This window comes from Streptomyces sp. PKA51, from assembly GCF_057552455.1.
Window position 1 is genome coordinate 175,258 of the sequence record NZ_BAAJPZ010000003.1, and the last position, 18,895, is coordinate 194,152.

Annotated in this window: 16 protein-coding genes; 9 read left to right on the forward strand and 7 right to left on the reverse strand. The window is 73.7% G+C overall.

The features are described 5' to 3' along the window. The first annotated feature begins 8 nt into the window (after positions 1-8). Positions 9-902, forward strand: coding sequence for a diacylglycerol kinase (locus AC27L3_RS05855; RefSeq protein WP_487232944.1), 894 nt, complete (start codon positions 9-11; stop codon positions 900-902). A gap of 43 nt (positions 903-945) precedes the next feature. After that, positions 946-3,762, forward strand: a complete 2,817-nt coding sequence (locus AC27L3_RS05860) for a DEAD/DEAH box helicase (protein WP_487232945.1) — start codon at positions 946-948, stop codon at positions 3,760-3,762. A gap of 143 nt (positions 3,763-3,905) precedes the next feature. Here AC27L3_RS05860 and AC27L3_RS05865 read toward each other — a convergent pair whose 3' ends face one another. The 3 genes from AC27L3_RS05865 to AC27L3_RS05875 are packed head-to-tail and all read right to left on the reverse strand — an operon-like array spanning position 3,906 to position 6,283. Next, positions 3,906-4,457, reverse strand: coding sequence for a hypothetical protein (locus AC27L3_RS05865; protein ID WP_487232946.1), 552 nt, complete (start codon positions 4,455-4,457; stop codon positions 3,906-3,908). 6 nt (positions 4,458-4,463) lie between these two features. Next, on the reverse strand, positions 4,464-5,306 hold the full coding sequence (locus AC27L3_RS05870; RefSeq protein WP_487232947.1) for a siderophore-interacting protein: 843 nt from the start codon (positions 5,304-5,306) through the stop codon (positions 4,464-4,466). Positions 5,307-5,359: 53 nt separating this feature from the next. Further along, entirely contained in the window at positions 5,360-6,283 is a 924-nt protein-coding gene (locus AC27L3_RS05875; RefSeq protein ID WP_487232948.1) for a 5'-3' exonuclease, read from the reverse strand. Between the two features lie 157 nt (positions 6,284-6,440). Here AC27L3_RS05875 and AC27L3_RS05880 point away from each other — a divergent pair, with 157 nt between their 5' ends. The 3 genes from AC27L3_RS05880 to AC27L3_RS05890 are packed head-to-tail and all read left to right on the forward strand — an operon-like array spanning position 6,441 to position 10,108. Then, positions 6,441-7,523, forward strand: a complete 1,083-nt coding sequence (locus AC27L3_RS05880) for a quaternary amine ABC transporter ATP-binding protein (protein WP_487232949.1) — start codon at positions 6,441-6,443, stop codon at positions 7,521-7,523. Further along, positions 7,516-9,327 carry an ABC transporter permease/substrate binding protein gene (locus tag AC27L3_RS05885; RefSeq protein WP_487232950.1) on the forward strand — a complete coding sequence of 604 codons (1,812 nt, stop codon included), beginning with the start codon at positions 7,516-7,518 and terminating at the stop codon, positions 9,325-9,327. Before AC27L3_RS05880 ends, AC27L3_RS05885 begins: the two co-directional genes overlap by 8 nt. A gap of 31 nt (positions 9,328-9,358) precedes the next feature. Further along, positions 9,359-10,108, forward strand: a complete 750-nt coding sequence (locus AC27L3_RS05890) for a helical backbone metal receptor (RefSeq protein WP_487232951.1) — start codon at positions 9,359-9,361, stop codon at positions 10,106-10,108. Here AC27L3_RS05890 and AC27L3_RS05895 read toward each other — a convergent pair. Further along, positions 10,035-11,168, reverse strand: a complete 1,134-nt coding sequence (locus tag AC27L3_RS05895; RefSeq protein ID WP_487232952.1) for a TDT family transporter — start codon at positions 11,166-11,168, stop codon at positions 10,035-10,037. The two genes, AC27L3_RS05890 and AC27L3_RS05895, sit on opposite strands and share 74 nt — an antisense overlap. A gap of 70 nt (positions 11,169-11,238) precedes the next feature. Here AC27L3_RS05895 and AC27L3_RS05900 point away from each other — a divergent pair, with 70 nt between their 5' ends. After that, positions 11,239-12,162: a LysR family transcriptional regulator gene (locus AC27L3_RS05900; protein WP_487232953.1), complete on the forward strand. Its 924-nt coding sequence runs from the start codon at positions 11,239-11,241 to the stop codon at positions 12,160-12,162. Here the strand turns inward: AC27L3_RS05900 and AC27L3_RS05905 are convergent. The 3 genes from AC27L3_RS05905 to AC27L3_RS05915 all read right to left on the reverse strand — a co-directional run bounded on the left by AC27L3_RS05905 (position 12,153) and on the right by AC27L3_RS05915 (position 15,179). Next, entirely contained in the window at positions 12,153-12,863 is a 711-nt protein-coding gene (locus tag AC27L3_RS05905; RefSeq protein WP_487232954.1) for a gamma-glutamyl-gamma-aminobutyrate hydrolase family protein, read from the reverse strand. The genes AC27L3_RS05900 and AC27L3_RS05905 overlap by 10 nt on opposite strands. Continuing rightward, the gene (eat, locus tag AC27L3_RS05910) at positions 12,863-14,326 is read right to left on the reverse strand and encodes an ethanolamine permease (protein WP_487232955.1); all 1,464 of its coding nucleotides are present in this window, start codon (positions 14,324-14,326) and stop codon (positions 12,863-12,865) included. Before eat ends, AC27L3_RS05905 begins: the two co-directional genes overlap by 1 nt. Before the next feature lie 112 nt (positions 14,327-14,438). Continuing rightward, positions 14,439-15,179, reverse strand: coding sequence for a FadR/GntR family transcriptional regulator (locus tag AC27L3_RS05915; protein ID WP_487232956.1), 741 nt, complete (start codon positions 15,177-15,179; stop codon positions 14,439-14,441). A gap of 74 nt (positions 15,180-15,253) precedes the next feature. Here AC27L3_RS05915 and AC27L3_RS05920 point away from each other — a divergent pair, with 74 nt between their 5' ends. Genes AC27L3_RS05920 through AC27L3_RS05930 form a run of 3 tightly spaced genes read left to right on the forward strand, consistent with a single transcriptional unit; the run spans position 15,254 to position 18,816 of the window. Further along, on the forward strand, positions 15,254-16,621 hold the full coding sequence (locus AC27L3_RS05920; RefSeq protein WP_487232957.1) for a glutamine synthetase family protein: 1,368 nt from the start codon (positions 15,254-15,256) through the stop codon (positions 16,619-16,621). Between the two features lie 8 nt (positions 16,622-16,629). Next, positions 16,630-18,030: an aldehyde dehydrogenase family protein gene (locus tag AC27L3_RS05925; protein ID WP_487232958.1), complete on the forward strand. Its 1,401-nt coding sequence runs from the start codon at positions 16,630-16,632 to the stop codon at positions 18,028-18,030. Beyond that, positions 18,031-18,816 carry a 3-oxoacyl-ACP reductase gene (locus tag AC27L3_RS05930; protein WP_487232959.1) on the forward strand — a complete coding sequence of 262 codons (786 nt, stop codon included), beginning with the start codon at positions 18,031-18,033 and terminating at the stop codon, positions 18,814-18,816. The last annotated feature ends 79 nt before the right edge of the window (positions 18,817-18,895 follow it).

The following is an 18,895-nucleotide window of genomic DNA, read 5'->3' on the forward strand; positions in this document are numbered from 1 at the left end:
TCCGCCGGGTGACCAGCGACATCACGCTCTTCGTCAACCCCACCGCCGGCCGCGGCCGCGGCGCCCGCGCCGCCCTGCCCGCCGCCCGGGCCCTGCGCGAGGCCGGCTTCCGCGTGCGCACCCTCGTCGGCCACGACGCCCCCGACGCCCTGGCCCGGGCCAAGGAAGCGGTCCACGGCGGAACCGGCGCACTGATCGCCGTCGGCGGGGACGGCATGGTCTCCCTCGCCCTGCAGGCCGTCGCCGGCACCCCCACCCCGCTCGGCGTCGTCGCCGTCGGCACCGGCAACGACTTCGCCCGCGCCGCCGGCCTGCCCGTCCGCGACCCGGCCGCCGCCGGCCGCCTCGTCGCCGCCTCCCTCAAGGGCGACGGCGGCCGCCCCGTCGACCTCGGCCGGGTCGGCGCCACCTGGTTCGGCACCGTCCTCGCCTCCGGCTTCGACTCCCGCGTCAACGACCGCGGCAACCGCATGCGCTTCCCCACCGGCCGGCTGCGCTACGACGCCGCCCTGCTCGCCGAGCTCGCCGCGCTGCGCCCCATCCCGTACCGCATCCGCCTCGACGACGGCCCCGAGCAGCAGCTGGAGGCCACCCTGATCGCCGTGGGCAACGGCGCCTCCTACGGCGGCGGCATGCGCATCTGCGCCGGCGCCCGCATCGACGACGGCCTCTTCGACGTCACCGTCGTCGGCCCCTGCAGCCGCTCCACGCTGCTGCGGGTCTTCCCCCGGGTCTACCGCGGCACCCACCTCGTCCACCGCAGCGTCACCGTCCACCGGGCCTCGCGCGTGACCCTGACCGCCGAGGGCATCACCGGCTACGCCGACGGCGAACCCCTCGGCCCGCTGCCGCTGACCGCGACGATCGTCCCGGCCGCCGTACGCCTGCTGGGAGCCCGCTAAAGATCGGTGGCTGTCACAGGCGGCCGGTAGGCTCGTCATCAAGATGACCGAGGACCTCTCCCCTGCTGAGCGCTACGCCCTCTCCCGGCAGCGCGCCGCCGAGCAGGCCACCGCACTCGCCCCCTTCCGCGAGATGTACGACTTCGAGCTGGACCCCTTCCAGATAGAGGCCTGCAAGGCCCTCGAAGCCGGCAAGGGGGTGCTGGTCGCGGCGCCGACCGGCTCCGGCAAGACCATCGTCGGCGAATTCGCCGTCCACCTGGCCCTGACCCAGGGCCGCAAGTGCTTCTACACGACGCCGATCAAGGCCCTGTCGAACCAGAAGTACAACGACCTCGTGGCCCGCTACGGGCCCGCCAAGGTCGGCCTGCTCACCGGCGACAACAGCGTCAACCCCGACGCGCCGGTGATCGTGATGACCACCGAGGTCCTGCGCAACATGCTCTACGCGGGATCCCAGACCCTCGTCGGCCTCGGCTACGTGGTCATGGACGAGGTGCACTACCTCTCCGACCGCTTCCGCGGCGCGGTGTGGGAGGAGGTCATCATCCACCTCCCCGAATCCGTCACCCTGGTCTCCCTGTCCGCCACCGTCTCCAACGCCGAGGAGTTCGGCGACTGGCTCGACACCGTGCGCGGCGACACCGAGGTGATCGTCTCCGAGCACCGGCCCGTGCCGCTGTGGCAGCACGTCCTCGCCGGCCGCCGGATGTACGACCTGTTCCAGGAGAAGACCGGCCCCGACGGCGGCCGCGGCCGCCGCGAGGTCAACCCCGACCTCGTGCGCCTCGCCCGCATGGAGAACGGCCGCCCCTTCGCCGCCGGCCGCCGGGCCCGCGCCCTGCGCGACGCCGACCGCGAACGCGAGCGCCGCCAGCGCACCCGCATCTGGACGCCCAGCCGCGTCGAGGTCATCGAGCGGCTCGACGCCGAGGGCCTGCTGCCCGCCATCACCTTCATCTTCAGCCGCGCCGGCTGCGAGGCCGCCGTCCAGCAGTGCCTGTACGCCGGGCTGCGCCTGAACGACACCGAGGCCCGCGCCAAGGTGCGCGCCATCGTCGAGGAACGCACCGCCGCCATCCCCGACGAGGACCTGCACGTCCTCGGCTACTTCGAGTGGCTGGAGGGCCTGGAGCGCGGCATCGCCGCCCACCACGCGGGCATGCTGCCGACCTTCAAGGAGGTCGTCGAGGAGCTCTTCGTCAAGGGCCTCGTCAAGGCCGTCTTCGCCACCGAGACCCTCGCCCTCGGCATCAACATGCCCGCGCGCTCGGTCGTGCTGGAAAAGCTCGTGAAGTGGAACGGCGAGCAGCACGCCGACATCACCCCCGGCGAATACACCCAGCTCACCGGCCGCGCCGGGCGGCGCGGCATCGACGTCGAGGGCCACGCCGTCGTCCTGTGGCAGCGCGCCATGGACCCCGCCGCCCTCGCCGGCCTCGCCGGCACCCGCACCTACCCGCTGCGCTCCAGCTTCAAGCCGTCCTACAACATGGCGGTCAACCTCGTCTCCCAGTACGGCCGGCACCGCTCCCGGGAGCTGCTGGAGACCTCCTTCGCCCAGTTCCAGGCCGACAAGTCGGTCGTGGGCATCTCCCGGCAGGTGCAGCGCAACGAGGAGGGCCTCGCCGGCTACCGCGAAGCCGTCGAATGCCACCTCGGCGACTTCCACGAGTACGCCCGGCTGCGCCGCGAGCTGAAGGAACGCGAGAACGAGCTCGCCAAGCAGGGCGCCGCCCAGCGCCGCGCCCAGGCGGCCGCCGCACTGGAGCGCCTCAAGCCCGGCGACGTCATCCACGTGCCCACCGGCAAGTACGCCGGCCTCGCCCTCGTGCTCGACCCCGGGGTCGCCCCCGGCCGCACCGACCGCCAGCGCGGCTTCGACCACTACGACGGGCCCCGCCCCCTGGTCCTGACCGCCGAACGCCAGGTCAAGCGGCTCGCGCCCATCGACTTCCCGGTCCCCGTCGAACCCGTCGAGCGCATGCGCATCCCGCGCTCCTTCAACGCCCGCAGCCCCCAGTCGCGCCGCGACCTCGCCTCCGCCCTGCGCACCAAGGCCGGGCACATCGTCCCCGACCGGCACCGCAAGCAGCGCGCCGCGGCCGCCGACGACACCGAGATCACCCGGCTGCGCGCCGAGATCCGGCGCCACCCCTGCCACGGCTGCGACGAGCGCGAGGACCACGCCCGCTGGGCCGAGCGCTACCAGCGGCTGCAGCGCGACACCCAGCAGCTGCAGCGACGCATCGAAGGCCGCACCAACACCATCGCGCGCACCTTCGACCGGATCTGCGCGCTCCTGACCGAACTGGGCTACCTGCGCGGCGACGAAGTCACCCAGGACGGCCGCCGCCTCGCCCGCCTCTACGGCGAACTCGACCTGCTCGCCTCCGAATGCCTGCGCGAAGGCGTCTGGGAGGGCCTGCAGCCCGCCGAACTCGCCGCCTGCGCCTCCGCCCTGGTCTACGAGGCGCGCGTCGCCGACGACGCGGCCCCGCCCAAGCTCCCCGGCGGGCCCGCCAAGGACGCCCTCGGCGAAATGGTCCGCATCTGGGGCCGGCTCGACGCGCTGGAAGAGGCACACCGCATCAACCAGGCCGAAGGCGTCGGCCAGCGCGAACCCGACCTCGGCTTCGCCTGGCCCGCCTACCGGTGGGCCTCCGGCCACGGCCTCGACGAGGTCCTGCGCGAAATCGACATGCCGGCGGGCGACTTCGTGCGGTGGTCCAAGCAGCTCATCGACGTGCTCGGACAGATCGCGGCGGCGGCGCCGGAGGGCAGCGGGGTGGCGCGCAACGCGCGCAAGGCCGTTGACGGGTTGCTGCGGGGTGTCGTGGCGTACTCGTCGGTGGGCTGAGGCCGTTGGCCCTGCGGGCGGACCGGGCTTCGCCCGGTGTCCTCAATCGCCGGACGGGCTGACTTTGTCAGCCCGTCCGGCGATTGAGGACACCGGGGTCCGGGGCGGAGCCCCGGGATATGGGGAGAGGGCGGGGCCGGGGATCACCTCCGGCGGCGCACCACGAGGTACGTCGCCGTCGCTGCCAGGGCCGCCGACAGGGCGGCCGTGGCAGCGATGGCGACGGCCAGTTGGGCCGTCGTCACGCCCCCGTCGGCCTCCTCGCCGTCGTCCTCGTCGTCCGGCGCCGTCTCGCTCGTGCGGTCCACCGCTTCCCCGTACCCGCGCGGGCTCGCGCAGAACTCGCGGTTGCCGGGGTCCATTTCGGGCACGACCGTCAGGTCCAGCGAGTCCACAGGCTCCTTCTCGCCGTCCCGTTTCAGTTCCACCACGTACGTGCCCGGCGCGATGTCGCACAGGACCATGCCGGCCACGTCCGTGTAGCGCGAGCCGTCCTTGCCCTCGTGGAAGCGTTTCGGCTTCAGCAGCAGCGGTTTGGCGAACGCCGGTGATGCGACCGTGAGGGGGCCGTCGACCTCCTCCAGGGTCACGTGCAGGACCGTCTCACGGCCCCGCTGGGCGGGGCCGTCGGTCGAGAGGGCGGGGCCCGGGGCGAGGGCTGCCACGGCGGCGAGGGCTACCGGTACGGTCGGCATCGCCCGTCAGGCCGCGGCTTCCTGCTCGGCCTCCACCTGCTGGTTCCAGGCGCGCTTGGAGGCCTGCCAGCCGTCCTCGTCGTGGCCGCGCCGCCAGTAGCCGGAGATGGACAGCCGTTCGCGCGGGACGCCGCGCTCCGTGCGCAGGTGCCGGCGCAGTTCCTTGACGAATCCGGCCTCGCCGTGGACGAAGACGTGGGCGTCGCCCGCGGGGAAGTCCATCGTGCGCACCGCCTGCACCAGGGCGTCGCCCACCGGTGCGCCGTCGCGGTGCAGCCAGGTGATCGCGATGCCGTCGGGCAGGTCGAGGGGCTGCTCCTCGGCGGCGTCGGCGACCTCCACCAGGGCCCGGACGCGGGCTCCGGCCGGCATGCGTTCCAGCGTGGCGGCGATCGCCGGCAGGGCGCTCTCGTCGCCGGCCAGCAGGTGCCAGTCGGCGGCGGGGTCGGGGGCGTAGGCGCCGCCGGGGCCGAGGAAGAGCACCTCCTCGCCCGGCTGTGCCCGCAGCGCCCAGGGGCCGGCCAGGCCCTCGTCGCCGTGGACGACGAAGTCGATCACCAGCTCGCGCGCCGTGGCGTCGAAGGAGCGCACGGTGTAGGTGCGGGTGCGCGGCCACTGCTCGCGCGGGAAGTCGCGGCGCACGGCCTCGATGTCGAGCGGTTCGGGGTAGGCGACCCCGGGGACGGGGAAGAGCAGCTTGACGTAGTGGTCGGTGTATTCGCCGGCGCCGAAGCCGGCGAGGGCCTCGCCGCCCAGGACGACGCGGACCATGTGCGGCGTCAGCCGCTCGGTGCGCACCACCTGGGCCCGGTGGACGTGGGTTTTCCTGCGTGCGGGACGCTCTGCCACGGCTGTCTCCCCTGATCCCCTGAATAGCCGGAAATAAGTTAGGTCTACCTAACCTAACACTGTTCGAGTGTGGTCAGCAGTCGCTGCAGCGAGCCCCCCAGCCCCCAGCGCTCCGCCAGCTCGCCCACGGCCCGCCCGTCGCGCGGCGCGGCCGGCAGCGCCGCGTCGAAGGGCGCCAGCGGCACGTCCGAGGCCACCCGCACCACCTTCGGCGCCACCGCGAGGTACGGCGCGGCCTCCGTCAGCCGCTTGCGCTGCGCCGGGGTCAGCTTCGCCGCGGGGTCGCCGGCCGCGGCGACGATGCCCGCCAGGTCGCCGAAGGAGGCCAGCAGCTTGGCCGCCGTCTTCTCGCCGATGCCGGGCACGCCCGGCAGGCCGTCGCTGGGGTCGCCGCGCAGCAGGGCGAGGTCGGCGTAGCCGGGGCCGTCCACGCCGTACTTCTCGCGCAGCAGCGCCTCGTCCACCGTCTGCAGGGTGCCCACGCCCTTGACCGGATAGAGCACCCGCACGCCGCGCCGGTCGTCGACGAGCTGGAAGAGGTCGCGGTCGCCGGTGACGATGTCGACCGGCCCGGCGGCCCGTGCCGCGAGGGTGCCGATCACGTCGTCCGCCTCGTAGCCCACCGCCCCCACGCGCGCGATGCCGATCGCGTCCAGCACGGCCTCGATGACCGGGACCTGCGGGGAGAGCGTGTCGGGCGTCTCCTCCTCGTCCGGGCCGCCCTCGATCTCCTCCGCCACGCGGTGCGCCTTGTACGAGGGGATCAGCTCGACCCGCCACTGGGGGCGCCAGTCGAAGTCCATGCAGGCGACGAGGTCGTCGGGCCGGTGGTCGGCCACCAGGCGGGCGATGAAGTCGAGCAGGCCGCGCACCGCGTTCACGGGCGTGCCGTCGGGGGCCTTCACGGACTCCGGCACGCCGAAGTAGGCGCGGAAGTACAGCGAGGCGGTGTCCAGGAGCATCAGGCGTCGCGTCACGGATCGATGATGCCGCACGCCACCGACAAGCGGAGTGCGGTGTGTGAGGTGGCTCACTGTTCCGTTTGCCCTGAATGGCCCGGGGCAGGCGCGAGGCCGGAGTGGCTCGTGCGACCGGGGGGACCGCTGGAGTCTGAGTTCGATCCGAGAGGTTTATGTGTCCAGGCTGAAGGCCGAGCATCTGTACAAGGTGTTCGGCAGACGACCCGAAGCCGCCGTCCGCCGACTCGAGGGCGGCGCCGACCGGGACGAGCTGCGTGCCGACGGCGCCACCGCAGCCGTCATCGACGCGTCCTTGGAGGTCGAGGCCGGCCAGATCTTCGTGGTGATGGGGCTCTCCGGCTCCGGCAAGTCCACGCTGCTGCGCATGCTCAACGGCCTGCTCGACCCGACGGCCGGCAGCGTCCTGTACGACGGCCAGGACCTGACCTCGCTCTCCCCGCGCGAACTGCGCGAGGTGCGCTCGCGCCACATCAGCATGGTCTTCCAGCACTTCGCCCTCTTCCCGCACCGCAGCGTGCTGGAGAACGCCGCCTACGGCCTGGAGGTGCGCGGCGTGGCCCGCGAGGAGCGCGAGGCCCGCGCCGCCGAGGCGCTGGAGCTGGCCGGCCTCAAGGGCTGGGAGAGCTCCTGGCCCGACGAGCTGTCCGGCGGCATGCAGCAGCGCGTGGGCCTGGCCCGTGCGCTGGCCACCGACGCCGACCTGCTGCTGATGGACGAGTCCTTCAGCGCCCTGGACCCCCTCATCCGCCGCGACATGCAGGACCAGCTGCTGGACCTGCAGAAGCGGCTGAAGAAGACCATCGTCTTCATCACCCACGACCTCAACGAGGCCATGCGCCTCGGCGACCGCATCGCGGTGATGCGCGACGGGCGCATCGTGCAGAACGGCACGGCCGAGGACATCCTCGTGCGGCCCGCCAACGACTACGTGGCCTCCTTCATCCAGGACGTCGACCGCTCCCGGGTGCTGACCGCCGGCTCCATCATGGAGCCGCCCGCCGGCCGGTCCGCCGGGGCGGCCGCCACCGTCACCGCCGGTACACCCGTCGCCGAGCTGTTCACCGCTCTCTCCCACGGTGAGGCGCCCGTCGCCGTCACCGGCGAGGACGGCACGCCCGCCGGCGTCGTCACGCGCGACGGCCTGCTGGCCGCCCTGGGCGAGCAGCCGCGGCCGCAGCCGGGGGCCGCCACGCCTGCCGCGCCCCGCAAGCAGCAGGAGGTGACGGCCGGTGCCTAGGCTCCCTCTCGGCAGCTGGGCGGAGAGCGCCGTCGGCTGGCTGCAGAACCACCTCTCCTGGCTCTTCGACGCCGTCAACACCGTGCTGACCGGCATGTACGACGGGGTCAACGCTGTACTCGGCGCCCCCCAGCCCCTGCTGACGGCCGGCATCCTCGCCGTCCTCGCCTGGTGGCTGCGCGGTCTGCTCGCCGCCGTCCTCGCCTTCGCCGGACTCGCCCTGATCGACTCCTTCGGCCTGTGGCACGAGGCGACCGCCACCCTCTCGCTCGTGCTCGTCGCCAGTGTCATCACGCTGGCCGTGGCCGTGCCGCTGGGCATCTGGGCGGCCCGCGACCGCCGGGTCGGCGGGGTGCTGCGGCCCGTCCTGGACGTCATGCAGACGATGCCCGCCTTCGTCTACCTGATCCCGGGCGTGATGTTCTTCTCCATCGGGCCGATCCCCGGCCTGATCGCCACCATCGTCTTCTCCATGCCGCCGGGCGTGCGGATGACGGAGCTGGGCATCCGCCAGGTCGACGGCGAACTCGTCGAGGCGGCCACGGCGTTCGGCACCACGCCGCGCCACACGCTCCTGCGCGTCCAGCTGCCGCTGGCCGTGCCCACCATCATGGCGGGCGTCAACCAGGTCATCATGCTGGCCCTGTCCATGGTCGTCATCGCCGGTATGGCGGGCGCCGGCGGCCTGGGCGAGGCCGTGTACGCGGCCGTGACCCAGGTCGACATCGGCGGCGGCGTCGAATCCGGTCTGGCCGTCGTGGTCCTGGCCATGTACCTGGACCGGATGACGGGCGCGCTGGGCACCCGGGTCTCCCGCCTGGGCCGCCGCGCCTCCGCCAAGGCCGCCGCCACCGCGCGCGGCCCGGTCGCCTCCCGCGTCCTGGCCCACCGCCCGGCCACCGCCGTCGCGGCCGTCGGCGTCGTCGTCCTCGCGCTCGTCGCGGGCGGTATGCGCCTCGTCGACGGCGGCGACAAGCAGGCCGTGGCCGCCGGCGCGAACGTCGGCCGGGGCCAGCAGGTCCGGCTCGGCTACTTCCCCTGGGACGAGGCGGTCGCCGCCACCTACCTGTGGCAGAACGTCCTGGAGGCGCGCGGCTACAAGCCCGAGGTCAAGCAGCTCGACCCGGGCCCGCTCTACACCGCCCTCGCGCAGGGTCAGATGGACGTGCAGTTCGACTCCTGGCTGCCCACCACGCACCAGCAGTACATGGAGCGCTACGGCGACAAGCTCAGCGACCTCGGCACCTGGTACGGGCCCACGTCGCTGGAGCTGACCGTGCCCTCCTACGTCAAGGACGTGAACTCCCTGGCCGATCTGAAGGGCCGCAGCAAGGAGTTCGGCGGGAAGATCGTGGGCATCGAGTCCAGCGCCGGCATGATGGGCAAGCTGAACGACAAGGTGCTGAAGGAGTACGGCCTGGACGGCGAGTACAAGGTCGTCTCGTCCTCCACCTCCACGATGCTCGCCGAGCTCGACCGGGCCCTGAAGAAGAAGGAGCCCATCGTCACCACCCTGTGGTCGCCGCACTGGGCCTACGGCACCTACGACCTGAAGAAGCTCAAGGACCCCAAGGGCGCCTGGGGCCAGGGCGAGCAGATCCACGCCGTCGGCAAGAAGGACTTCGCCAAGGACTTCCCGCGCATCGCGCAGTGGGTGAAGGACTTCAAGATGTCCGAGAAGGACCTCTCCTCCCTGGAGGCCGAGATCCAAAAGGGCGGCAAGGGCAAGGAGAAGCAGTCCGCGGGCCGCTGGCTCGACGCCCACCCGGGCCTGCTGGACAAGATGGCACCGGCCGGCGCCTGACGCACCGGGCGAACGGGCGTACGGTGGGGCGGTGAGCTCGTCGAGCGGCCGCCCCGCCGTACGCCGCGTCGTGTCCCTGGTGCCCTCGCTGACCGAGGCCGTGGCCACCACGGCCCCCGGGCTGCTCGTGGGCGCCACCGACTGGTGCGAACACCCCGCCGGCCTGGACGTGGTGCGCGTCGGCGGCACCAAGAACCCCGACGTCGCCCGCATCATCGCGCTCGCCCCCGACCTCGTCCTCGCCAACGAGGAGGAGAACCGCGCCCCCGACCTCGGCGCGCTGCGGGCCGCCGGCCTCGATGTGCTGGTCACCGAGATCCGCACGCTGGAGCAGGCGTTCACCGAGCTGGAGCGGGTCCTGGTGCGCGGCTGCGGGCTCGCCCGGCCCGCCTGGCTGGAGGAGGCCCGCGACGCCTGGCACGGCCTGCGCCCCACCGGGCCGCCGACGCCGGCCGTCGTCCCCGTCTGGCGCCGCCCGTGGATGGTGCTGGGCCGCGACACCTTCGCCGGCGACGTCCTCGCCCGTCTCGGCGTCGCGAACGTCCACGCCGGGCACGCCGAGCGCTACCCGCGCATGCCCCTGGACGAGCTCAACGCCTGCGGCGCCGAGCTCGTCGTCCTGCCCGACGAGCCGTACCGCTTCGGCGCCGACGACGGCCCGGAGTGCTTCCCCGGGCTGCCGTCGGCGCTCGTCAGCGGCCGTCACCTCACGTGGTACGGGCCATCTCTCGCAGCGGCGCCGCGGGTGCTGGGCGCGGCGCTGCGAGCAGCCGCCCGCTGACCAGCCCGGCCGCGGTACGGACCCCGGCGACCGCCCAGGCGCCCACCAGCAGCGCGTACAGCCCCACCGCCAGCCAGGTCAGGGCGGTCAGCCCGGTGCGGTGGGCCAGCGCGGCGCTGCCCGTCACGCAGGTGCCGACGGGGAAGGTGAAGGCCCACCACGTCATCGCGAAGCCCATGCCCCGGCGGGCGGCCCGGACGACCATGGCGGTGGCCAGGGCCAGCCACAGCAGGGCGAACCCGAGGACGGGCATGCCGTAGAGCACGGCGAAGCCGGCCATGGCGTGCGCGTACGGCTCGGCGACGACGCCCGGCGCGGCGGCGGCGACGGCGTTCACGGCGGTCGTGGACTGGCCCAGCGGGCCCAGGACCAGGAACAGGGTGGGCGTCAGCGCGAGCGGCAGCGGGCCGTGGTGGACGAGCCGGGCGAAGAGCAGCGGCAGGATCAGCAGCGTCGCCAGCAGGCTCATGCCGAACAGCCCGTAGCAGCCCAGCAGCAGCGCCTCGCGCCACTGGCCGGCGGGCAGGTGTGCCACGAGCGCGGGGCCCAGAGCGGCGGAGACCATGGGCGCGACGACCGGCAGCAGCCACACGGGGGAGGCGTCCCCGGCGGCGATCCTGTGCCGGGTCACCATCAGGTACGGGATCGCGGCCGCGGCACCGAGGCCGACGACGGTGCCGGCCGTCCACAGCACGGCGTCCGCGGCGACGGCCGCGCTCTCGCCGACGACGGCCGTGCCCACCGACAGCGTGCTGCCGCCGACCGCCAGCAGGGCCATCGCCAGACAGCCGTAGAAGGGCGCGACGGCCGGGTCGCCCAGGTGCCGCCTGGCCTGGTCGGGGTGGTGCGCCCAGTGCAGGGCGCGGGCGGTCAGGAGGGCGAGCAGCAGCAGCGCGGCCAGGGCCCACACCGCCTCGCACGCGCCCCGCAGCCCGGGCACGGTCACCGGCAGGGCCGCACCGGCCGAGGCGACGATCGCCGTGCCCATGACGGTGGCGTACCAGTTGGGGCCGAGGTGACGTATGGGGCTGGTCGGGCTGGCGGAGGCTTCGGTGCTCATGGTTCCACGATGATCGGTGCGAGAAGGTGCCGGTAGAGAGTACGCGGCTATGAGCTCATAAACTGGATTTATGAGCTCGACGCCGCCGACACCGCTCTCGCACCGGGTCCCCGACCTGGCCGCCCTGGAGCTGCTGCTGGCCGTCGCCCGCCTCGGCAGCCTGGGCCGGGCGGCCCGCGAGCTCGGCATCACCCAGCCCGCGGCGAGCGGCCGGGTGCGCGCCCTCGAACGCCTCCTCGGCGTCGCCCTCGTCGACCGCTCCCCGCGCGGCTCGCGCCTGACCGAGGCGGGCGTCCTGGTCACCGACTGGGCCCGGCGCATCGTCGAGGCCGCCGAGGCCTTCGACGCCGGCGCCCGCGCCCTGCGCGAGCGCCGCGACGCCCGGCTGCGCGTCGCGGCCAGCATGACGATCGCCGAGTACCTGCTGCCCGGCTGGCTGATAGCGCTGCGCGCCCGGCGCCCGGACACGGCCGTCTCCCTGCACACCGGCAACTCCGCGGCCGTCGCCGAGCGCCTGCTGGCGGGCGAGGCCGACCTCGGCTTCGTCGAGGGCCTGGACCTGCCGCCCGGCCTGGACGGCGCGGTGGTGGCCCGCGACCGGCTGGTCGTCGTCACCGCGCCCGACCACCCCTGGGCCCGCCGCCGCGCCCCCCTGCCGGTCGCCGAACTGGCCGCGGCGCCGCTGATCCTGCGCGAGCGCGGCTCGGGCACCCGCCAGGTCCTCGACGCGGCCCTCGCCGCCCACGACGGCGCCACCGCGCCCCTGCTCGAACTGGCCTCCACCACCGCCGTCAAGGCCGCCGTGGTCAGCGGCGCGGGCCCCTCCGTCCTCAGCGAGCTCGCGGTGACCGAGGAGCTCGCCGCCCACCGCCTGGTCGAGGTGCCGGTGTCCGGCGTCCGCCTGCACCGCACGCTGCGCGCGGTCTGGCCCGCGGGCCACCGTCCGGCCGGGCCGGCCCGGGAGCTGCTGGGGCTGACCGCCGGTCAGGACTGACCGGCCGCCGCCCTGACCAGTGCCTTCGCCAGCCGCAGGTCGTCGCGGGCCTCCGGGTGCCACTGGACGCCGAGCGCGAAGGCACGGCCTTGGTACTCGACGGCCTCCACCGTGCCGTCGTCGGCATGGGCCGAGACCACGAGGTCCTTGCCGACGTCGGCGACCGACTGGTGGTGATGCGTGGCCACCTCCAGGCGCGTGGGCAGCAGGGAGGCGGTGAGGGTGCCGGGGACGGGGACGACGGCATGGTCGTGGAAGACGCCGGGGCCCGGGTTGTGACCGGTGTGGCCGACCTCGTCCGGCAGGTGCTGGCACAGGGTGCCGCCCGCCCGGACGTTCATCAGCTGCATGCCCCGGCAGACGCCCAGCACGGGCACGCCGCCTTCCAGGGCCGCCTCCAGCAGGGCCAGCTCCCAGCGGTCGCGCTCGGGCACCGGTGCGCCCGTGCGCGGGTGCGGCAGCGCGTCGTACAGGGCCGGATCCAGGTCGTCGCCGCCCGCCAGGACCAGGCCGTCCACCGCGCCGAGGAGGTCCGCGGCGTGCGCGGGATCGTCGGGCGGCAGCATGAGCACCGCACCGCCGGCACGCTGGACGTGCGCGGTGTACAGGGCCGGGAGCAGGGCCGCGGGGCAGTCCCAGGCTCCCCAGCGGGCACGGGTGAGATAGGTGGTGATGCCGATCAGGGGGCGCGTCCGGCGCATCAGTCGTCCTTTCGCTCCAGTTCCGCCTCCGCCGCCGCGAGCGCGGCGAACTCCTCCTCCGGTGCGCTCGCCACCAGGTGGTGCCGGCTGTAGAGGCCGAAGTACGCGGCGGCGACCGTGTAGACGGCCAGCGCGATCAGCGCCGCGGTCACGTCCACCAGGAACGTCGCCACCAGGGCCGCACACGCCAGGACCAGCGCGACCGAGGAGGTGAGCGTCCCGCCGGGGGTACGGTACGGCCGCGCGAGCCCGGGTTCACGGCGGCGCAGCACGATGTGCGACAGCGACATCAGCGCGTAGGAGATGGTGGCGCCGAAGACGGCCACGTTGAGCATGCGCGCCCCGTCGCCCGTGGCCGCCGCGAGAGTGAAGCCGATCGCACCGGGCACCAGCAGCCCCAGCCAGGGGGCCTTGCGGCGGCTGGTGAGGGACAAAAAGCGCGGCAGGTAGCCGGCGCGGGAGAGGGCGAAGAGCTGGCGGGAGCCGGCGTAGATGAGGGAGAAGAAGGACGCCACGAGGCCCGCGAGACCGGCGTAGTTGACGATCCGGCCGAGCACGGTGGCGTGCCCGTCCGGCTGCACGGCGGCGACCAGGGGGTTGCCGGCGTCCCGCAGGGCGTCGGCGCCGCCCGCGCCGGTGGCGGCGAGGAAGGCGAGAAGGGCCAGGAGCAGCAGGATGCCCATCGAGGTGGCCATCGCCCTCGGCAGCGTCCTGGCCGGGTCACGGGTCTCCTCGGCGGCCAGCGGCACGCCCTCGACGCCGAGGAAGAACCACATGCCGAAGGGGAACGCCGCCCAGATGCCCAGCAGCCCGAACGGCAGCCAGGAGGAGGACGCGAAGGCGTGCGGGTCGGCCGGGATGTCGTTCAGGCGACCGGCGTCGAAGCGGGCGAACGCGCCGACGGCGAAGACGAGCAGCGCCGCCACCGCCACCCCGGTGACCACGAAGCTGAAGCGCAGGGCCTCGCCCACGCCCCACAGGTGGATGCCGATGAAGACGACGAAGCACGCCAGGTACACCGGCCAGGAGGAGGTGAGCCCGAACAGGTGCAGCGAGGCGACGTAGTCGCCGATGAACAGGGAGATCGCCGCGGGGGCGAGGACGTACTCGATGAGGATCGCGGTGCCCGTCAGGAAGCCGCCCCAGGGGCCCAGCGCCCGCCGGGCGAAGCCGTAGCCGCCGCCCGCCGTGGGCAGGACGGCGGCGAGTTCGGCGAGGGAGAAGACCATGCACGTGTACATCAGGCCCATCAGGGCCGCGGCCGCGGCGAGCCCGCCGAACCCGCCCTCGGCCAGGCCGAAGTTCCAGCCGGAGTAGTCGCCGGAGACGACGTAGGCCACCCCCAGGCCGGTCAGCAGGAGGGGGCCCGCGCTGCCCCGGCGCAGCGAGCGCTTCTCCAGATAGGAATCGTCGGGGCCGGCGGAGGCCGGTGGTGCGCCGGGGGACTGGGTGCGTTCGGGCATGGGCCGCTCCTGCCTGCCGCGGGCGAGGTAAAGGTAATGCGCCATACCTTTGCCCCGCCGATGGTCGCAGGGCAACCCCCCGGCCGGTTAAACCCGCGTAACCACAGGCGCGTTATGCCAGAAACCCCCGCAACAGGGCCGCCGTTCCGCAGCAGTGCTCGCGCATCACCTCGCGCGCCCCGTCCGCATCGCCGTCCAGCACCGCCTCGACGAGGGTCGTGTGCTGCTGCTGCGAGTGCTCCAAGTTGCGCACGAGCAGCGGGATGCAGTCGAGCAGGTCGTTGACCGAGGCGCGGACGGCGGCGTACTGCGCGGCCAGTGACGGGGAGCCCGACAGCTCGGCCAGCGTCAGGTGCAGGAGCGTGTCACGGCGCCGGTAGTCCGCCAGCGGCGCGTCGTGCGTGGCGGCGAGCGCCGCGCGCAGCCGCTCGGCGTGCTCCCCGGACAGGCCGTGCGCGGCGCACAGCCCGGCGGCCCCCACTTCGAGCACCTCGCGGAAGCGCAGCGTGTCCTCCAGGTCGGTGCCCGCAAGGCGGCGCCGCAGCTCCTCCTCGCCCGCCGTCGCGGGCCTGGCCAGCACGAACGTACCGCCGTAGCGGCCGCGCCGGCTCTCCACCAGGCCCTGCTCCTGCAGCACCTTCAGCACCTCGCGCAGCGTCACCCGGCTCACGCGCAGCCGGTCGGCCAACTCCCGCTCGGCGGGCAGCCGTTCGCCCTGGGCGACCAGGCCCAGGCGCATGACCTGGAGTATCTGCTCCAGGGCCTCCTCGAAGCCGTTGCCGGCCCGTACCGGGCGCAGCACGGGCGACAGCCGGTCCGCAGCCGAAGATCCCTGCGGTGCGCTTCCGTTCATCCCTCCCCCTTCCCAATCAATGGTCTGCACCCCTACCTTAAGACCTCCGGTCGTACCCGACAGGAGGCCCCGCTGTGGCAGACCGCATACCCCCGCTCCCGGTCGACGAGCTGCGCCGGCTCGTGGACTCGGGGGAGATCGACACCGTCGTGCTCGCCTTCACGGACATGCAGGGGCGGCTGCAGGGCAAGCGGTTCGCCGCCCGGTTCTTCCTCGACGACGTCCTCGCACACGGCACCGAGGGCTGCAACTACCTCCTCGCCGTGGACGTCGACCTCAACACCGTGGACGGCTACGCCATGTCGTCCTGGGAGCGCGGCTACGGCGACTTCGCCCTGCACGGCGATGCGGCCACCTTGCGCCGCACCCCCTGGAACCCCGGCACCGCGATGATGACCGCCGACCTCGCCTGGCACGACGGCTCGCCCGTGCTCGCCTCCCCGCGGCAGATCCTGCGCCGCCAGCTGGACCGGCTGGCCGAGCACGGCTGGAGCGCGTACGTGGGGACGGAGCTGGAGTTCATCGTCTTCCGCGACACCTACGAGGCCGCCTGGAACCGCGGCTACCGCGACCTGACCCCCGCCAACCAGTACAACTGCGACTACTCCGTCCTCGGCACCGGCCGCGTCGAACCCCTGCTGCGCCGCATCCGCAACGAGATGGGCGCCGCCGGCATGACGGTGGAGTCGGCCAAGGGCGAGTGCAACCTCGGCCAGCACGAGATCGCCTTCCGCTACGACGAGGCCCTCGCCACCTGCGACCAGCACGTCGTCTACAAGACGGGCGCCAAGGAGATCGCCGCCCAGGAGGGCATGGCCCTGACCTTCATGGCGAAGTTCAACGAGCGCGAGGGCAACTCCTGCCACATCCACCTCTCGCTGCGCGACGAGGCCGGCCGCCCCGTGCTCGCCGACGCCTCCGACCCGTACGGCATGTCCCCGGTGATGCGGCACTTCCTGGCCGGACAGCTCGCCGCCCTGCGCGACTTCACCCTCCTGTACGCCCCCAACATCAACTCCTACAAGCGCTTCCGGCCCGGATCCTTCGCCCCCACCGCCGTCGCCTGGGGACCGGACAACCGCACCTGCGCCCTGCGGGTGGTGGGCCACGGCCCCTCGCACCGCTTCGAGAACCGCCTTCCCGGCGGCGACGTCAACCCCTATCTCGCCGTCGCCGGCATGGTCGCCGCCGGGCTGTACGGCGTCGAGCACGAGCTGGAGCTGCCCCGCCCCAGCACCGGCAACGCCTACGCCGGCGACGCCCCGCACGTGCCCGGCACGCTGCGCGAGGCCGCCGAGCTGTGGGAGGCCAGCCCCCTGGCCCGGGCCGCCTTCGGCGACGAGGTGGTCGAGCACTACCTGAACATGGCCCGTGTCGAGCAGCAGGCGTACGACACGGCCGTCACGGACTGGGAGCGCTTCCGCTCCTTCGAGCGCATGTGAGGCTGCACGTGCACGAGTACGGACACGCATCCGACGACACCCACCCGCACCGGCACGACGTCGTCAACCCCGCCACCGAGGAGGTCCTCGCCACCGTGCCGGCCACCTCGCGGCCGGAGGTCGACGCCGCGGTCCGGCGGGCCGCCGCCGCCCAGCAGCGCTGGGCGGCCCTGGCCCCCGGCGACCGGGCCCGCCAGCTGCGCCGCTTCGCCGCCGCCGTCGACGAGCACCTGGAGGAGCTCGCCCGGCTGGAGGTGCGCGAGGCAGGCCACCCCATCGGCAACGCCCGCTGGGAGGCGGGCAACGCCCGCGACCTGCTGGAGTACGCCGCCGGCGGCATCGAACGGCTCACCGGCAGCCAGATCCCCGTCGCCGGCGGCCTCGACGTCACCTTCCACGAACCCCTCGGCGTCGTCGCGGTCATCGCCCCCTGGAACTTCCCGATGCCCATCGCCGCCTGGGGCCTGGCCCCCGCCCTCGCCGCCGGCAACGCCGTCGTCGTCAAACCCGCCGAGACCACTCCGCTGACCGCCCTGCGCCTGGCGGAGCTGGCCCTGGCGGCCGGCCTGCCGGAGGGCCTGTTCCAGGTGCTGCCGGGGGCCGGGCCCGTGGCGGGCGACGCCCTGGTGCGCCACCCGGGCGTGGCCAAGGTCGTCTTCACCGGCTCCACCGCCGTCGGCAAGCGCATCATGGCCGCCTGCGCGGACGACGTGAAACGCGTGACCCTCGAACTCGGCGGCAAGAGCCCCAACATCGTCTTCGCCGACGCCGACCTGGAGCGCGCAGCGGCCGCCGCACCGGGCTCCTTCCTCGACAACACCGGCCAGGACTGCTGCGCCCGCAGCCGCATCTTCGTCCAGCGGGACGTGTACGACCGCTTCCTTCAGCTGCTGGAGCCGGCGGTGAAGTCCTTCGTCGTGGGCGACCCCGCCGACCCCGCGACGCAGATGGGCCCGCTGATCTCCGCCGCGCACCGCGAGCGCGTCCGCTCCTACGTGCCGGAGTCCGCGCCCGCGGCCATCCGCGGCGAAGCACCCACCGGCAAGGGCTACTGGTACCCCGCGACCGTGCTGGAGGCCGACCCCCGGGACCGCGTCGCCCGCGAGGAGGTCTTCGGCCCCGTCGCCGTCGTCATCCCCTTCGAGGACGAGGACGAGGCCGTACGGCTGGCGAACGACACCGCCTACGGGCTCGCCGGCTCGCTGTGGACCCGCGACGTCTCCCGCGCCCTGCGGATGTCCCGGGCCGTCGCCGCCGGCAACCTCTCCGTCAACTCCCACTCCAGCGTCCGCTACTGGACCCCCTTCGGCGGCTTCAAGCAGTCCGGCCTCGGCCGCGAGCTGGGCCCGGGGGCGCTGGCCGCCTTCACCGAGACCAAGAACGTCTTCATCAGCACCCAGGAGGACTGAGTGACCGACCGGACCGCAGTGTGCCGCCGCCTGGTGGGCCGTACCGCCGTCGTCACCGGAGCCGGCAGCGGCATCGGCCTGGCCACGGCGCGACGGCTCGCCGCCGAGGGCGCCCACGTCGTGTGCGCCGACATCGACGAGAGCGCCGGCAAGGCCGCCGCACAGGAGACCGGGGGACTGTTCGTCCAGGTCGACGTCACCGACCCCGAGCAGGTGGAGGCGCTGTTCCGGGCCGCCCACGACACCTACGGCTCGGTCGACGTCGCCTTCAACAACGCCGGCATCTCCCCGCCCGACGACGACTCGATCCTGGAGACCGGACTGGAGGCGTGGAAGCGCGTCCAGGAGGTCAACCTCACCTCCGTCTACCTGTGCTGCAAGGCCGTCCTGCCCTACATGCGCCGCCAGGGCAGGGGTTCCATCATCAACACCGCCTCCTTCGTCGCCGTGATGGGCGCGGCCACCTCCCAGATCAGCTACACCGCCTCCAAGGGCGGCGTGCTCGCGATGTCGCGGGAGCTGGGCGTGCAGTTCGCCCGCGAGGGCATCCGCGTCAACGCCCTGTGCCCGGGGCCGGTGAACACCCCGCTGCTGAAGGAGCTGTTCGCCAAGGACCCCGAGCGGGCCGCGCGCCGCCTGGTGCACGTGCCGGTGGGCCGGTTCGCCGAGCCGGAGGAGATCGCCGCGGCGGTCGCGTTCCTCGCCAGCGACGACGCGTCCTTCGTCAACGCCGCCGAATTCCTCGTCGACGGAGGCATCGCGGGGGCGTACGTCACCCCGCTGTAAGGTCCATGATCACAGAGCCGGGACCGGAAGGCCGCAGCCGTCGCCTGCCGGTCCCGGCGCGGAACCGCCGTCCATGCAC

Excerpts from the sequence above, each read along its gene's own strand:
- AC27L3_RS05860 (WP_487232945.1), top strand. The coding sequence starts at position 946 with ATGACCGAGGACCTCTCCCCTGCTGAGCGCTACGCCCTCTCCCGGCAG.
- eat (WP_487232955.1), bottom strand. The coding sequence starts at position 14,326 with ATGCCCGAACGCACCCAGTCCCCCGGCGCACCACCGGCCTCCGCCGGC.
- AC27L3_RS05865 (WP_487232946.1), bottom strand. The coding sequence starts at position 4,457 with ATGCCGACCGTACCGGTAGCCCTCGCCGCCGTGGCAGCCCTCGCCCCG.
- AC27L3_RS05905 (WP_487232954.1), bottom strand. The coding sequence starts at position 12,863 with ATGCGCCGGACGCGCCCCCTGATCGGCATCACCACCTATCTCACCCGT.
- AC27L3_RS05895 (WP_487232952.1), bottom strand. The coding sequence starts at position 11,168 with ATGAGCACCGAAGCCTCCGCCAGCCCGACCAGCCCCATACGTCACCTC.
- AC27L3_RS05915 (WP_487232956.1), bottom strand. The coding sequence starts at position 15,179 with ATGAACGGAAGCGCACCGCAGGGATCTTCGGCTGCGGACCGGCTGTCG.
- AC27L3_RS05900 (WP_487232953.1), top strand. The coding sequence starts at position 11,239 with ATGAGCTCGACGCCGCCGACACCGCTCTCGCACCGGGTCCCCGACCTG.